The 14,690-nt window shown below is 63.2% G+C and carries 14 protein-coding genes; 4 read left to right on the top strand and 10 right to left on the bottom strand.

The genetic code is table 11. The annotated features are described in order from the left end of the window. Nucleotides 1-37 precede the first annotated feature (37 nt). Nucleotides 38-748: an alpha/beta fold hydrolase gene (locus FDT80_RS16515; RefSeq protein ID WP_138663430.1), complete on the top strand. Its 711-nt coding sequence runs from the start codon at nt 38-40 to the stop codon at nt 746-748. A gap of 31 nt (nt 749-779) precedes the next feature. On the opposite strand, the gene FDT80_RS16510 is transcribed toward FDT80_RS16515, so the two are convergent. Together FDT80_RS16510 and phaZ are read right to left on the bottom strand one after the other, a co-directional pair. Continuing rightward, a complete protein-coding gene (locus tag FDT80_RS16510; RefSeq protein ID WP_138663429.1) occupies nt 780-1,358 on the bottom strand; it encodes a DUF6151 family protein in 579 nt (192 codons plus the stop codon). A gap of 4 nt (nt 1,359-1,362) precedes the next feature. Next, nucleotides 1,363-2,670 carry a polyhydroxyalkanoate depolymerase gene (phaZ, locus tag FDT80_RS16505; RefSeq protein WP_138663428.1) on the bottom strand — a complete coding sequence of 436 codons (1,308 nt, stop codon included), beginning with the start codon at nt 2,668-2,670 and terminating at the stop codon, nt 1,363-1,365. A 106-nt stretch (nt 2,671-2,776) separates the two neighbouring features. Here phaZ and FDT80_RS16500 point away from each other — a divergent pair, with 106 nt between their 5' ends. The 3 genes from FDT80_RS16500 to phaR all read left to right on the top strand — a co-directional run bounded on the left by FDT80_RS16500 (nt 2,777) and on the right by phaR (nt 5,869). Next, nucleotides 2,777-4,582, top strand: coding sequence for a PHA/PHB synthase family protein (locus FDT80_RS16500; protein ID WP_138663427.1), 1,806 nt, complete (start codon nt 2,777-2,779; stop codon nt 4,580-4,582). Nucleotides 4,583-4,722: 140 nt separating this feature from the next. Further along, nucleotides 4,723-5,166, top strand: coding sequence for a phasin family protein (locus tag FDT80_RS16495; protein ID WP_138663426.1), 444 nt, complete (start codon nt 4,723-4,725; stop codon nt 5,164-5,166). Between the two features lie 133 nt (nt 5,167-5,299). Next, nucleotides 5,300-5,869 carry a polyhydroxyalkanoate synthesis repressor PhaR gene (phaR, locus tag FDT80_RS16490; RefSeq protein ID WP_138663425.1) on the top strand — a complete coding sequence of 190 codons (570 nt, stop codon included), beginning with the start codon at nt 5,300-5,302 and terminating at the stop codon, nt 5,867-5,869. A 47-nt stretch (nt 5,870-5,916) separates the two neighbouring features. Here the strand turns inward: phaR and FDT80_RS16485 are convergent, their stop codons facing one another. From FDT80_RS16485 to FDT80_RS16450, 8 genes are all read right to left on the bottom strand, one after another. Beyond that, nucleotides 5,917-7,104 (bottom strand): DegT/DnrJ/EryC1/StrS family aminotransferase, encoded by a 1,188-nt coding sequence (locus FDT80_RS16485; protein WP_138663424.1) that lies wholly within the window; start codon nt 7,102-7,104, stop codon nt 5,917-5,919. 118 nt (nt 7,105-7,222) lie between these two features. Then, nucleotides 7,223-8,527 carry an NAD(P)/FAD-dependent oxidoreductase gene (locus tag FDT80_RS16480; protein WP_138663423.1) on the bottom strand — a complete coding sequence of 435 codons (1,305 nt, stop codon included), beginning with the start codon at nt 8,525-8,527 and terminating at the stop codon, nt 7,223-7,225. Nucleotides 8,528-8,596: 69 nt separating this feature from the next. Next, the gene (locus FDT80_RS16475; RefSeq protein ID WP_138663422.1) at nt 8,597-9,955 is read right to left on the bottom strand and encodes a glutamine synthetase family protein; all 1,359 of its coding nucleotides are present in this window, start codon (nt 9,953-9,955) and stop codon (nt 8,597-8,599) included. Further along, the gene (locus FDT80_RS16470; RefSeq protein WP_138663421.1) at nt 9,955-10,635 is read right to left on the bottom strand and encodes a type 1 glutamine amidotransferase; all 681 of its coding nucleotides are present in this window, start codon (nt 10,633-10,635) and stop codon (nt 9,955-9,957) included. Before FDT80_RS16470 ends, FDT80_RS16475 begins: the two co-directional genes overlap by 1 nt. A 21-nt stretch (nt 10,636-10,656) precedes the next feature. Beyond that, on the bottom strand, nt 10,657-11,991 hold the full coding sequence (locus FDT80_RS16465) for a glutamine synthetase family protein (protein WP_138663420.1): 1,335 nt from the start codon (nt 11,989-11,991) through the stop codon (nt 10,657-10,659). Nucleotides 11,992-12,163: 172 nt separating this feature from the next. Further along, nucleotides 12,164-12,970 carry an ABC transporter permease gene (locus tag FDT80_RS16460; protein WP_138663419.1) on the bottom strand — a complete coding sequence of 269 codons (807 nt, stop codon included), beginning with the start codon at nt 12,968-12,970 and terminating at the stop codon, nt 12,164-12,166. Next, nucleotides 12,967-13,854: an ABC transporter permease gene (locus FDT80_RS16455; RefSeq protein ID WP_138663418.1), complete on the bottom strand. Its 888-nt coding sequence runs from the start codon at nt 13,852-13,854 to the stop codon at nt 12,967-12,969. The genes FDT80_RS16460 and FDT80_RS16455 overlap by 4 nt, the downstream gene beginning before the upstream one ends. A gap of 96 nt (nt 13,855-13,950) precedes the next feature. Beyond that, nucleotides 13,951-14,685, bottom strand: a complete 735-nt coding sequence (locus FDT80_RS16450; protein ID WP_138663417.1) for a transporter substrate-binding domain-containing protein — start codon at nt 14,683-14,685, stop codon at nt 13,951-13,953. Nucleotides 14,686-14,690 lie beyond the last annotated feature (5 nt).

Below are 14,690 nucleotides of genomic sequence, written 5' to 3'. Positions count from 1 at the left end.
TCGATTTCTCCCATTTTCGACCGCGTGGTGCGCCTGCATGGCTGAACCGCTGGTCCTGCTGCCCGGCATGATGTGCGACGCGCGCCTTTATGGCCCGCAGATCGCGGAATTGTCCGCCGATACGGCCGTGATGGTGGCCCCGATCACCAACGGCGAGCGGATCGAGGAAATCGCGTCATCGCTGCTCGACCAGTTGCCGCAACGCTTTGCACTGGCGGGGCTGAGCATGGGCGGCATCGTTGCGATGGAACTGCTGCGCCGCGCGCCCGACCGCATCACCCGGATCGCGCTCATGGGGACCTCGCCGCTGGCGGAAACGCCGCAGATCGCCGCAGCGCGAGAGCCCAACATCGTCGCCGCGCGCACGGGGCGCCTGGCGCAGGTCATGCGCGACGAGATGAAACCGCATTACCTTGCCCCCGGCGCCGCGCGTGACGAGGTGCTGGACCTGGTGGTGGACATGGCCGAAACGCTGGGCCCCGAAGTGTTCGTGCGCCAGTCGCGCGCACTGCAACGGCGGCGGGATCAGCAGGCCACGCTGCGCCGCTGCAAGGTGCCGGCGCTGGTGCTGTGCGGCGCGCATGACGCGCTGTGCCCGGTCAAACGGCACAGCTTCATGGCCGAGCTCATTCCCTATGCGAAACTGGTCGTGCTGGACCACGCGGGCCATCTGCCGACGCTGGAACTGCCCGCAGAGACGACGCGCGCGCTGCGCGACTGGATGAGCCAGCCCTATGTTCTGACGTGATGGCGACGGGGCAGGGTGCGCGCGCCCTTGCCTACCTGAGCAGGTCTGCGCGGGCGCCCTTGTCCACGATCTGGACCTTGCGCACGGGCTGACCGCTTGCGATGTCGAAAAACGGTGTGTCGCGCCAGCGCCCGGTGATCCGGGCCAACGCCGGGCCACGCAGCAGCCCAAGCAGAAACCACGCCTTGCCGGTGTGCTTGTACCCGCCGCCGGGGCGACCGACAAAGGCGTGCGCCCGCACCGGGCCGATGGCGGCAGGGTCGGCAAGCCGCTGCACGCGAATGGCGGAAAAGGCCGCTTTCGGGTTGCGCAGGGTGTTGAACAGGGTCGCGCCACAGCAATCGGCATACCACCGCAGCAGGCCGTTCGGGCTGAAGCTGAAGACGCCGATATGATCCAGCCCGGTGTGAAATTCGACCCGGTCGGGCGTGGTCTGAAACAGATCCACGCCGTCTTGTCCTGGATCCGGCTGACCGGCAAAGACTTCCGCCGCGCGGCAGTCCGCGCAATGGCAGATCGCATGCGTGCCGCGCGATGCGCTGATGTCATGCAGCGTTCCTGTCACGGCGCCGCAGTCGCAGGCGAAAGGGATATCCCGTCCGCCTGCCACCCGATCAGGCCGCCGACTTCGGCTTGCCGGACGCCGCGCCGCGCGGGTTGGTCCCGGTATTGGCCCCGGTCGCTTTTTCCGGCGCGGAGTTGGCATCGATGAAATCGAGCACCAGTGGCCGGATATTGGTCCGCCAGCTTTTGCCCGCAAAGATACCGTAGTGCCCCGCGCCCTCTTCGAGATGGCTCGCCTTCTTGCTGTCGGGCAGTCCGGTGCACAGGGCCAACGCCGCGATACACTGACCGGGGGCGGATATGTCATCCTTCGTGCCTTCGACGGTCTTGACCGCCACGGTGGTGATCTTGCCGATATCGACCGCTTTGCCCTTGACGGTAAATTCATTGCGGGCGATTTCGCCGCTCTTGAAGATCCGGTCCACGGTGGAGAGGTAGAATTCCGCCGGCATGTCCATGACGGCAAGATACTCGTCGTAGAACTTGTTGTGCTTGTCGTGTTCGGCGGCCTCGCCGCGGGCGACGCGCGCGATCTGGTCGCGGAAGGCCAGCATATGCGTCTCGGCGTTCATCGAGATGAACGAACTCAACTGCAACATGCCGGGATAGACCTTGCGGCCCACGCCCTTGTACTTGAAGCCGACCCGCTGGATCATCAGTTCTTCGAGTTGGCCCATCGTGACCCGGTGGCCAAAGTCGGTGACTTCGGTCGGTGTCGCATTGGGGTCGATCGGCCCGCCGATCAGTGTCAGGGATTTGGGCTGCGCGTCAGGGTCTTCCTCGGCCAGATAGGCCGTCGCGGCCAGCGTCAGAGGTGCGGGCTGGCAAACGGCGATGACATGGGTATCGGGCCCCAGTTCGCGCATGAAATCCACCAGGTAAAGCGTGTAATCCTCGATATCGAACTTGCCGGCGCTGACGGGAATGTCGCGCGCGTTGTGCCAGTCGGTGATGTAGAGATCGACATCCGGCAGCAGGCTGATGACGGTTGAGCGCAGCAGCGTGGCGTAGTGGCCCGACATCGGCGCCACAAGCAGAACCTTGCGCTTGGGCGGCGTGCGGCCCTGCACGGTGAAATGCAGCAGGTCGCCGAAATCACGCTCGACCGTGGTTTCCATCGTCACGACGCAGTCGGTGCCGTTTTCGCCGACCACGGGGGGGATATTCCAGTCGGGCTTCACGATCATGCGTTGAAAGGTGCGCTCGGTGACTTCGCCCCAGGCACGCATCCATTCGATCGTGGGGTTTGGCACCATCGAAAATGCAGGGTATGATCCAAGGGCAAGGGCAGAGGCGCCGAGCCATTGGTTGGTGTTGCGGATGGTTTCCATCATGTCGTAGGTGGCCATGTATCGCATAGGGGTCTCCTTGTTACGGAACCGTGTTAATGCATCTATGATCGCTTCGCCCCCTGAAGACCACGTCACAATGCTGCAACTGCAAACATAAGAGGGAAACCTGAATATGACAACCGAAGACACGCGAACACCTGTGCCATCGGGTGAAACCCTCGAACGCATGACAGAAAATTTGAAGAAAGTTGAAGAGCTTTCAGAGCGTCTGACCCGCGTGATGACCCAGCGTAAAGGGCATGACGCGGCGCTGGATGCCCCGAATCACGACCTCTTCGCCAAGGCGTCGCAGGCCTATTGGTCGGAGGCGATGCAAAATCCCGCCAAGGTGATCGAACACCAGCTCGCCTTCTGGTCGAATTCGGTCAAGCATTTCGTAGAGGCGCAGCAGGTCGTGGCGCGCGGCAAACTGCCCGAGCGCGAGGACAACGGCCCCCGCGACCGCCGCTTTGCCAACCCATTGTGGGACACGCACCCCTATTTCAACTTCGTCAAGCAGCAGTACCTGATCAACGCGCAGGCCCTGCAGCAGGCGGTCGACGCGGTGAGCGACCTCGATCCGGCCGAAAAACGCAGGCTGGATTACTTTTCCCGGCAGATCATCGACATGATGTCGCCCAGCAACTTCCTTGCCACCAACCCCGATGCCCTGGAACGTGCGGTCGCGACCGAAGGGCAGAGCCTTGTCAAAGGACTGGAGAACCTGATTTCGGATCTCGAGGCCAACAACGGCGAATTGATCGTCAAGCTGGCGGACGAGGACGCTTTCGAGTTGGGGCGCAACATCGCCACGACGCCGGGCAAGGTCGTCTATCGCAACCGCATGATGGAGCTGATCCAGTACGAGCCCGCGACCGAGACGCAGTACAAGACCCCGCTGATCGTCTTTCCGCCCTGGATCAACAAGTATTACATCCTCGACCTCAAGGAACAGAACAGCCTGGTGAAATGGATCACCGACCAGGGCTATTCGCTTTTCATGGTGAGTTGGGTCAACCCCGACGAGACCTACCGCGATGTCGGGATGGAGGATTACATCGAAGACGGCTATCTGGCCGCGATCCGCGAGGTGAAGGCCATCACCGACGAGGATCAGGTCAACGCCGTCGGGTACTGCATCGCGGGCACCACGCTGGCGATGACGCTGTCGCTGCTCAAGCAGCGCGGCGACACCTCGGTCAAATCCGCGACCTTCTTTACCGCGCTCACCGATTTTTCCGACCAGGGCGAATTCGCGCCCTTCCTGACAGATGATTTCATCGATGGGATCGAACGCGAGGTCGAGGACAAGGGCCTGCTGCCATCGGTGATCATGGCGCGCACCTTTTCGTTCCTGCGCTCCAACGACCTGGTCTATAGCCCCGCGATCAAGAGTTACATGATGGGTGAAACGCCGCCCGCCTTCGATCTGCTGTATTGGAACGGCGACGGCGCCAACCTGCCTGCGAAAATGGCCAAGCAGTATCTGCGCAAGCTGTGCCAGAACGACGAACTGGCGCAGGGCGGGATCGACATGCTAAGCCATACCCTCAAGCTGAGCGATGTCGACGTACCGGTTTGCGCCATCGCCTGCGAGACCGATCACATCGCCGCCTGGAAAGACAGCTATCGCGGCGTCCAGCAGATGGGATCCGACAACAAGACCTTCATCATGACCCAGTCGGGCCATATCGCGGGCATCGTGAACCCGCCCAGCAAGGGAAAGTACGGTCACTACACCAACAGCGACCTCGGCCTGGACCACAAAGACTGGCTTGAGTCGGCCAAATTCACCGAAGGATCGTGGTGGCCGCGCTGGGAAACATGGCTGAAAAAGCGGTCTGGCAAGCAGATTTCTGCCCGGACGCCCGGTGATTCGAGCCATCCCGTGCTGTGCGACGCGCCCGGCACCTATGTCGTGAAAAAGGCAAAGCCCTGATTTCAATGTTCTTTCTGCGTTGCGGAATAAATAATGCTGCGGTGCAGCAAAAAGACTTGAAATGCTGCGCTGCGGCATGTACATAGGGTGCAGAACGAACACAGGCGGATGCCCCCGCCGAACCTCGAAAGGATTTTGAAATGACAAAGACACCTGACATGACCGCAATGTTCAAAGACGTCATGGGTTCCTTCCCGGTGGACACCGCCGCAATGGAAGACGCCTTCAAGACAACCGCCACGCTGAACGAGAAGCTGAGCCACGTTGCCCTGAACGCCGCCGAGAAATCGACCGCGCTGTCCAACAAGTGGACCCAGGAAACGCTGTCGAAGCTGGCCGACATGTCCAAAGCCAAGGCAGAGCCTGCCGAGTATGCCAAGGCGATGACCGACTTCGCGTCCGCCTCCGCCGAGACCGCGGCCGAGAACATGGCCGCCTTCGCCGAGATCGCGAAAAAGGTTCAGATGGACACAGTCGAGCTGATGATGGCCGCTGGCAAGGACATGACCGACGACGCGTCGGCCGCTGTCAAGAAAGCCACTGGCGACATCCAGTCGGCAACGAAAAAAGCCACAACCAAGTAAGTGGCGACCGAAAGTTGCGTCTTTTCCTCCCTGGAGGGCGCATCGGAAGGGGGCAGGCTGAAAAGCCTGCCCTTTCTTTTTGTCCGGCGCTTGTCTAAGCTGCAATGCAGCACGTTATTTGGGGAGGATTTTCGTGGCGGACAAACAAAAACCGTTGCTGATCAAACGCTACGCCAGCCGCAGGCTCTACAACACCGAGACCAGCGACTACGTGACGCTTGAAGACATAGCGGGCTTCATCCGCGAGGGCCGCGAGGTCCAGATCGTGGATCTGAAATCCGGCGACGACCTGACCCGTCAGTACCTTCTGCAAATCATCGCCGAACACGAAAGCCGCGGCGAAAGCGTTCTGCCGGTGGATGTGCTGAACGATCTTGTGCGCAGCTACATGACCCCCGGTGCAAGCGTGGTGCCGCAATTCCTGCAGGCCTCCTTCGAGATGCTGCGCAACGGGCAAAGCCAGATGCTTGACCAGATGTCGGCGATCAACCCGATGGCGAAAATGCCCGGGTTCGAGTTGATGCAGGCTCAGCAGCAGGCCTTCATGAAGGCGATGACCGGCGGTGTGATGCCCAAGAAGGGCGCGGCCAAGACCGAGGGCGACAAGACCGCCGCCAAAGCCGGCGAGGAGGAAGGCGAGGATCTTGACGCGATCAAACGCCAGCTTGCCGAGTTGCAGGACAAGTTGTCCAAGCTGAAATGACGTGACCGGGGCGGTACGCCGGTGCACCGCCCGGTTTCCGCATCCGGTCAGGCCACCTGGCTTCGGTCGGGTCGCGTCACCGTCTCCATTGCCTCGATCAGGCGATCGGCAACCCAATCCAGTTCATCACGCGACAGCCGCACCGGCAGACGCACGTCACAGGCGCGCATCAGCATGTCGCGGGTCCGGGGCAATTCCGGCAGATCCTCGATGAACTGCCAGTTCCAGAAGGCGCGCGCGTTATCCGTGCTCTGGCCAAAGACCTGCACCGTGACGCCAGCGGCCTTTGCCGTCTTGGCGAACGCGACGATCCGGTCCGCATCCAGCCCGTCGATGTTGAATTGCAGGCTGTCGGGGGCACGGTCTTCGCCGGGCAGGGGGGCAGGCACGGAAAAATATTGCACCGCATCCAGACGTTCGGCGACGTAATCGTGGTTTGCGCGCCCGTCGCGCACACGGCGCGGCAATTCGGCAAGCTGCGGTCGGATCAGCGCCGCGGACATGTTGCTCATCCGCAGGTTATACAGCGGCAGCTTGTTCTGCCAGCGGGCAAAGGCATCGTGCAGAACGGGGTGTTTCTTCCAATTGTGCTCGTAGGCGCCCGACATGATGATCGCGCGGGCCACCAGATCGGCATCGTCGGTGACCAGGATCCCGCCCTCGCCGGCGTTGATCATCTTGTAGGACTGAAACGAAAAGCAGCCCACACGCCCGATCGTTCCGATTTTCCGGCCTTTCCAGATCGTGCCCAGCGAATGGGCCGCATCCTCGATCACCGGAATGCGGGCGGCGTCGCACATCTCCATGATCCGGTCCATATCGGACGTGTGGCCGCGCATGTGGCTGATGATGACGGCCTGGACATCGGGCAGTTTGGACGCGAAATCCTCAAGATCGACACGGTAATTCTCACCCACTTCGCACAGCACGGGTCGGCAGTCGGCATGCACGACCGATGACGGCACGGCGGCAAAGGTGAACCCGGGGATCATCACAGGCGCCCCGCGCGGCAGCCCCAGCGCCTTGAGCGACAGGAACAGCGCCGCCGAACACGACGACACCGCCAGCGCGAAAGCGCTGCCCATCATCTCGGCGAACTCGCTCTCCAGCAGGGCTACGGGCGCATCGGCAGCCGCAGTATAGCGAAACAGGTCGCCGCTTTGCAGCAATCGTTCAACCTCTGCGCGGGCGGCCTCGGGAATCGGTTCCGCCGCATGCATGTCGGGACTGTTCATATTTCGATTTCCTTATGAAAGGTTTTCGAAATGGTAAAACAAAGGCGGTCGTGGTCCAAGCGTTAACATGTCACACTTCGGCAAGGTTTCGCCCGTCGCGGTATTCGCGTGTCCCGGTTCAAAACCCCAGCCGGTCGCGCATCGCATACCAGGTCATCGCCAGCACCAAAAGCGGTGTGCGCAGCGCGCCGCCACCGGGAAAGGCGGGCGTGGGGATCGCCGACATCGTGTCGAACCCGTCGCCATCGCCCGCGATGGCGCGCGCCATCAGCTGACCCGCATGCGTCGCCGTTCCGACCCCGTGCCCCGAATATCCCGAGGCCGACAAGACATTGGGCGCCACCCGCGCAAGATAGGGAAACCGTTTCATCGTGATGCCCAGCGTGCCGCCCCAGGCATAGTCGATTTTCACATCCCGCAGATGCGGAAAGACCACGCTCATCGGCTTGCGCACAGTGGCTGCGATATCGGCCGGAAAGCGGTAGCCATAGCTCTCGCCCCCCCCGAAGAGCAGCCGCTTGTCGTGGCTCAGACGAAAGTAGTTGACCACGAAACGGCTGTCGGCGACCGCCACATCGCGCGCCAACACCCGCGCCGCCGCATCGCCCAGCGGCTCGGTGGCGATGATGAAATTGTTGATCGGCATGACCCGTGCCGACACCGACGGCGCCAGCGACGACAGGTAGCCATTGCACGCCAGCACGACATGATCCGCCGACACCCGGCCACTTTCGGTGCGCACCGTAGCGGGGGTGCCATGATCGATGCTGATCGCGCGCGATTGCTCGAAAATCCGCACGCCCGCATCCGCCGCCGCCCGCGCCAGCCCCAGCGCAAAGTTCAGCGGATGCAGATGCGCGGCCCCCATGTCCAGAATGCCGCCCCGGTAATCCGGCGAAGGGCAGATCGCGGCAAACGCCTCCGCGTCCAGCGCGGCGATGTCGGAATATCCGTATCGGTCCTGCAAGAGAGCGGCGTAGTCGTGCAGATCGGCAACGTCGCGGGCGCTCGATGCGGCCCAGGCGACGCCTGGCGTCAGATGACAGTCGATGTCGTGCTCGGCAATCAGTCGCTTGACCAGCGCCTTGGCGTCCTCGCCCAGCCGCCACAGCGCGGCGGCGGCATCGCGGCCCGCCATCCGCTCCAGCGCGTCCTGCCCGACCCTCTGGCCGCTGCCCAATTGCCCGCCGTTGCGCCCTGACGCGCCAAAACCCACGCGCTGCGCGTCGATCAGCACCACGTCGCGCCCCGCCTGCGCCAGATGGAGCGCCGCCGACAGCCCGGTATAGCCCGCGCCGATCACGCAGACATCCGCCCGCTGCGCGCCCCGAAGCCCCGGAAACGCCTGCAAAGGCGTGGCCGTCGCCGTGTACCAGCTGGGCGGATATTGCCCGCGAATGTCGTTGGCATACAGCAGATCCATCACCGGCGCGCACCGCCTGCCGGCTTCTTTGGGTCATAAATACTCAATTGCGCCACCGGGTCCCTCCGCTCAGACGTTCATCAAGAGGTGCTCACGCTCCCAGGGGGAAATGACTTGTAGGAACTCGTCGTATTCGGCGCGTTTGACGATCGAATAGACCCGCGCAAAGTCAGACCCCAGAACCGTGTGCAGCGCCGCGGCCTCCTCGAACAGATCCAGCGCCGATCCCAGAACGCGCGGAATATCGCCATCGCCGTCATAGGCGTCGCCCTTGAATTCCGGCTTGGGGTGCTTGGCCTCCATCAGGCCGAGGTAGCCGCAGGCCAAGCTGGCCGCGATGCCCAGGTAGGGGTTGCAGTCCATCCCCGCCAGCCGGTTTTCCACCCGCCGCGCCGAAGGGCCGGACAACGGGATGCGGATGCCGGTGGTGCGGTTGTCGCGCCCCCATTCCAGGTTGATCGGGGCCGCGTGGTCCTTGACGTAGCGCCGATAGCTGTTGACGTAGGGCGCGATCACCGCCAGCGCGTCCGGCATGTGGTTCTGCAACCCGGCGATGAAATGAAAGAACTCGGGCGTCTCGTTCTCGTCGTCATCCGAGAAAATGTTCCGCCCGGTCTCGAGATCCAGCACCGAGTGGTGGATATGCATCGCCGACCCCGGCTCGTCGGCGATCGGCTTGGCCATGAAGGTGGCAAAGCAATCGTGCCGCAGCGCCGCTTCGCGGATCAGCCGCTTGAAATAAAACACCTCGTCGGCCAGCTTCACCGGGTTGCCATGCCGCAGGTTGATCTCAAGCTGGCCGGCGCCGCCTTCCTGCGTGATGCCGTCGATCTCGAAGCCCTGCGCCTCGGCGAAATCGTAGATGTCGTCGATCACCGGGCCGAATTCATCGACCGCCGTCATCGAATAGGCCTGCCGCGCCGCCGCCGGGCGGCCCGACCGGCCCATCATCGGCTTGATCTCGTGCGCCGGGTCGAGGTTGCGCGCCACCAGGAAAAACTCCATTTCCGGCGCTACCACGGGTTTCCAACCCTGTTCGCGATACAGGTCGCACACCCGTTTCAGCACGTTGCGCGGGCTGTAGGGCACCGGCTTGCCGGTCCGGTCGAAGGCGTCGTGAATGACCTGCAGCGTCCAGTCCCCGGTCCAGGGGGCCGCCGTCGCGGTGCTCATGTCGGGACGCAGGATCATGTCCTTTTCGATGAACCCCTCGTCGCCCGCGGCCTCGCCCCAATCGCCGGTGATGGTCTGGTAAAAGATGCTGTCGGGCAGGTGAAAGTAATCCTGCTTGGCGAATTTGCTGGCCGGCACGGCCTTGCCACGCGCGATCCCCGGCAGGTCGGAGATGATGCATTCGACCTCGTCCAGCCGCCGGTCCATCAGGTAGGTCTGTGCCGCCGCCGGCAGCGCATCTGTCCAGTTGGCCATCAGGCCCTCTCTTTCTTGAAAAATTCGGCCATGAAGGCGCCGATGTCCATCCGGTCCGTCGGGGTGGTCAGGGCCTCCGTCGCGCCTCTGAGCTGGTCGTCGGGCACCACGCCCTCGCCGCGCGTGTTGATCAGCCCGTCGATGAAATCCGCATCGAATTCCGGGTGCGGCTGAATGGTCCAGATGCGATCGCCATACAGCAATGCCGCGTTTTCGCAGAAATCCGATTGCGCCGTTGCCACCGCGCCTTCGGGCCGCTGCGTGACCTGGTCCTGATGCCAGGCGTTCAGGGCGACGGTCCGGCCCTGCATACTGTATTCGGTGCGCCCCACCGACCAGCCGCCAGCGAACTTCTCGACCCGGCCGCCCAGCGCCTGCGCGATGATCTGGTGCCCGAAACATACGCCGATCATCGGCCGGCCATCGGCCTGGGTGTCGCGGATGAACTGCTCAAGCGGCGGAATCCAGTCGTGCGGCTCATAGGCGCCGTGCTTGGACCCGGTCACCAGCCAGCCGTCGGCGGCATCGACGCCGGGGGGGAATTCGCCATCCACCACATTCCACGTCCGGTAGCTAAAGCCGTGCCCGTCCAGAAGTTTGTGGAACAGCCGGTCGTAGTCGCCCAGCGTGTCGCGCAGCGGGTCGGGGGCGTGGCCGGTTTGCAGGATGCCGATTTTCATGGGGTCACCGATATGCGGGGGTTAAACGGTATCAAGGTAGATCGTGACCTGTTCCGACGGGGTCAGTTCCTGCATGTAATGCAACTCCTGACGCTTGGTCAGAACGAAGTTCCGGATCAGTTCGGGTGAGAAGATGCGCGCGACCTCGGCGCTGGCCTCGAAGGTGTCGATGGCGGTCTGCCAGTCGGTCGGGATCTGCGGCAGGTCGGCGGCATAGGCGTTGCCGGTGATCGGTGCGGGGGGCTCGGCGCCATCCTCGATGCCGTTGATCGCGGCGCCCAGCACGGCGGCGAGCATCAGATAGGGGTTCACGTCGCCGCCCGACACCCGGTGTTCGATCCGCCGCGCGGCTGGCGATCCCGAGGGAATGCGGATGGCCGATGTGCGGTTTTCATAGGCCCAGGAAATGCCCGTCGGCGCATGTGCGCCCGGCACCATCCGGTCAAAGCTGTTGGCATGGGGGGCAAAGACCAGCGCCGAGCCTTCCATCGCGTTCAGGCACCCGGCGACCGCGTGCCGCAAGATTTCCGTGCCCTCCGGCCCGCCGTTGTCGAAGACGTTGTTGCCGTCGGCGTCCAGCACCGAGAAATGCACATGCAGCCCGGAGCCGGCGTAATCCTCGTAGGGTTTGGCCATGAAGCTTGCCGCGAAGCCGTGCTTGCGCGCCAGTCCCTTGACCAGCATCTTGAACAGCCAGGCATCGTCGGCGGCGCGCAGCGCATCGTCGGAATGCATCAGGTTGATCTCGAACTGGCCCAGGCCCGCCTCGGAAATCGCGGTGTCGGCGGGAATGTCCATTTCCTCGCAGGCGTCGTAGAGGTCGGTAAAGAAGATATCGAACTGGTCCAGCGCCCGGATCGACATCGTTTCGGCGGCCTTGCGGCGTTTGCCCGACCGCGGGCTGAGCGGCGCCTGCAGGCTGCGGCCCGAATCGTCGATCAGGAAAAATTCAAGCTCGACCGCGCAGACGGGTGTCAGGCCGCGTGCCTTGAACCGGTCCAGCACGGCGCGCAGGGCATGGCGCGGGTCGCCCTCGTAGGGGCGGCCATCCTCGTGGAACATCCAGATCGGCAGCAGGGCCGTGGGCGCATCCAGCCACGGCATCGGCATGAAGCCGCGCTCGGTCGGGCGCAGAACGCCGTCGCGGTCGCCGCTTTCGAACACCAGCGGGCTGTCGTCGATATCTTCGCCCCAGATGTCGAGGTTCAGCACCGACATCGGAAACCGGGTGCCATCCTCCACGACCTTGTCGGCGAACCGGGTGGGAATGCGCTTGCCCCGCGCCTGACCGTTGAGATCGGCGGCGGCCACACGGATCGTGCGGACTTGCGGGTGCTTACGAAGCCAGTTTTTCATCACTTCACCTAGTTGGGGTCTGGTGACAGGCGGCCGTGCATCCGGCGGCGCGTGGTCCATGCCCTTGGTCCATTACCTTTGATCAAATCGGCGTGCCCGTCCGGGCCCGTTTCGGGTGTGGCGACAGGGGGTGGCCCCTGCGTGCCCGAATAATTTGATCAAAAAATTGATACTACCGTATCAGATTGGGACGCAAGCGCATTTTGCGCCGCGCCTCCTGTGGCAGATGACGGTTCAGCCGGGCATTGACCGCCCCGAACACGCCCACCACGCAAAGCGTCAGCAGAATGAAATATCCCGCCAATATGGGGTAGGGCACAAAGGGGTTGAAGGTCTTGTCGGCAAAGTAGCTGGCGTAATAGAGCGCGTCGCCCTTTTGCTGCCATGCGGGAAAGCCCGAAAAGAACACCAGCGCCGTGGCGTGGAACAGAAAGATCGCCTCGTTCGTGTAGGCGGGCCACGCAAGACGCAGCATCGTGGGCCAGATCACGCGCTTGAACCGGGGCCAGCCGGTCATGCCGTAGGCATCGGCGGCCTCCGTATCGCCCTTGGGGATCGACAGCAGCGCCCCGTAGAAGATCTCGGCCGAATAGGCGGCGGTGTTGAGGTAGAGCACGATCAGCGCCCCCAGCCAGGCCGAGGTGAAGGCGTCGAACATCGGGTATTGGCTCTTGAGGCTGAGGAACAGGAAGTAGCCGAAGAAGAACTGGATGAAGAGCGGCGAGCCGCGGAAGATGAAGATGAACCATTCGGCGGGCTTGCGCAGGCCCTTGCGGGGCGACGCCTTGGCCACGGCCAGCGCGGTGGCCAGAAAGAACCCGCTGATCAGCGCCACGACCCCGAAATAGACGTTCCAGATCATGCCGGAGCCGATCAGCGTGACCTGCTCGCACAGGGTGAAGTCGCTGCGCGGCAACAGGCGTTCGCCGATCCCGATGGAGCGCAGGCCGTAGTCCTGGATGGTCTGGAGGCAGCTCATGCCACGGCCCCCTTGCGCTGTGCTTCGCCACCGGCGGTGGCCTGACCCAACGTCAGACGCCCCATGATCCGATCCAGCGCGATTTCCGACACGCGGGTAAAGGCGAGGTAGAACACCAGCAACCCCAGGAAATACCACATCCGCCAGTCGCCATGCGGATAGTCGGTAAAGCGCGGTGTTTTGGTCCCGCCAAGTTCGCGCGCCCAATAGACGATGTCTTCGACGCCCAAGAGGAACAACAGCGGCGTCGCCTTGATCAGCACCATCCACAGGTTCGACAGGCCCGGCAGCGCAAAGACCCACATCTGCGGCACCAGCACCCGCCAGAACGTCTGCCGGCGGGTCATGCCGTAGGCTTCGGCGGTTTCAAGCTGCGCGCGCGGCACGGCGCGCATCGCGCCGAAAATGACATTGGCGGCAAATGCCCCGAAGACGATGGAAAAGGTGATGACGGCCAGCGAAAACCCGTAGGTTTCATGCACCCACTGCGGCGCGTTGCCCAGTGGCAGCTTGGCGGCCTGGCAGACGACGAAATCGCGGCCCTGCCGGATGGGTTCGTCCCAGTCGGGGCACAGCGCCTTGTGGCGCAGGTATTCGAATGCCTGATCCAACGCGATCACGAAGAACAGGAAAAACGCGATGTCCGGCACGCCGCGCACGATCGCGATATAGGCCTTGCCGATCCACGACAGGGGCGCGATATGCGACCGTGCCACCATCGCCCCCGCGAACCCGAACCCAAGGGCGACGGGCGCGGTCACGGCAAGCAGGCCAAGCACCTTGAGAAACGACATGTAGAACGACAGGTGCACACCCGTGGTCAGGTAGCACGCCAGCCAGCGCGCTTGGTCCAATGTGTCGGGATCGGTGCAAAAGGAAAACATGACTGTCCGGGACTAAGGCACCGAGGCTGGCGACCCCGCGCCGGTGCAGGGGGGCCGGGCGCGCACCCGATGGATCGCGCGCCCGGCCTAAGGGGGTCAGTAGGTGGCGGTTTCTTCGCCGAACCACTTCTTCAGCATCGCGTTCAGCGTGCCGTCTTCCTTCATCGAGGTGATGGCCGCGTCGAACTTTTCCTTCAGATCCGTGTCGCTTTCGCGCAGGCCCATGCCGATACCGCCGCCAAGCGCGACTTCCTCGCCCACGAACATCAGCTCGCCGGCGGAATCCTCGACCAGCGGTGCAAGATAGTCCTTGTCGGCAAAGACGGCGTCCGCTTCGCCGTTGCGCACAGCCGCCACGGTTTCCTCGGGTGTGGCGAATTCGACCAGCGTGGCGCCGCTTTCCGCGACATAGCCGGCCTGGATGGTGGCCGTCTGGGCCGCGATCACGCCCGAGGTCACATCGACCGCGTCAGAGGCCGCGACATAGGCAGAGGCAGTGGGCGGGAAGTAGTCTTGCGTGAAATCAATCACTTCGTCCCGCTCGTCCGTGATGCTCATGCCCGCCATGATCGTGTCGTAGTTCGACGACACAAGGTTGGGGATGATGCTGTCCCAGTCGTTCTTGACCCATTCGCAGGTCAGTTCGGCGCGCAGGCAAAGCTCGTCGCCCAACTCGCGCTCGAAGCCATCGACCTCGCCCGCGTCATTGATGAAGTTGTAGGGGGGGTAGGCGCCCTCGGTGCCCATGCGGATGGTTTTCTCGTGGGCGGCGGCGAACACCATACCGGCGCTCAGCGCCAGTGCGGTCGTCGTCAGAATCGTCTTTTTCATGGTAG

It is taken from the genome of Sulfitobacter sabulilitoris (assembly GCF_005887615.1).
GTDB lineage: Bacteria > Pseudomonadota > Alphaproteobacteria > Rhodobacterales > Rhodobacteraceae > Sulfitobacter_E > Sulfitobacter_E sabulilitoris.
This window is presented reverse-complemented; position numbering and strand designations above follow the sequence as displayed.

Coding starts and splice junctions, on each gene's coding strand:
- phaZ (WP_138663428.1), bottom strand. CDS start 2,670: ATGCGATACATGGCCACCTACGACATGATGGAAACCATCCGCAACACC.
- FDT80_RS16480 (WP_138663423.1), bottom strand. CDS start 8,527: ATGGATCTGCTGTATGCCAACGACATTCGCGGGCAATATCCGCCCAGC.
- FDT80_RS16455 (WP_138663418.1), bottom strand. CDS start 13,854: ATGTTTTCCTTTTGCACCGATCCCGACACATTGGACCAAGCGCGCTGG.
- FDT80_RS16450 (WP_138663417.1), bottom strand. CDS start 14,685: ATGAAAAAGACGATTCTGACGACGACCGCACTGGCGCTGAGCGCCGGT.
- FDT80_RS16470 (WP_138663421.1), bottom strand. CDS start 10,635: ATGAAAATCGGCATCCTGCAAACCGGCCACGCCCCCGACCCGCTGCGC.
- FDT80_RS16500 (WP_138663427.1), top strand. CDS start 2,777: ATGACAACCGAAGACACGCGAACACCTGTGCCATCGGGTGAAACCCTC.
- FDT80_RS16460 (WP_138663419.1), bottom strand. CDS start 12,970: ATGAGCTGCCTCCAGACCATCCAGGACTACGGCCTGCGCTCCATCGGG.
- FDT80_RS16475 (WP_138663422.1), bottom strand. CDS start 9,955: ATGGCCAACTGGACAGATGCGCTGCCGGCGGCGGCACAGACCTACCTG.
- FDT80_RS16485 (WP_138663424.1), bottom strand. CDS start 7,104: ATGAACAGTCCCGACATGCATGCGGCGGAACCGATTCCCGAGGCCGCC.
- FDT80_RS16515 (WP_138663430.1), top strand. CDS start 38: ATGGCTGAACCGCTGGTCCTGCTGCCCGGCATGATGTGCGACGCGCGC.
- FDT80_RS16495 (WP_138663426.1), top strand. CDS start 4,723: ATGACAAAGACACCTGACATGACCGCAATGTTCAAAGACGTCATGGGT.
- FDT80_RS16465 (WP_138663420.1), bottom strand. CDS start 11,991: ATGAAAAACTGGCTTCGTAAGCACCCGCAAGTCCGCACGATCCGTGTG.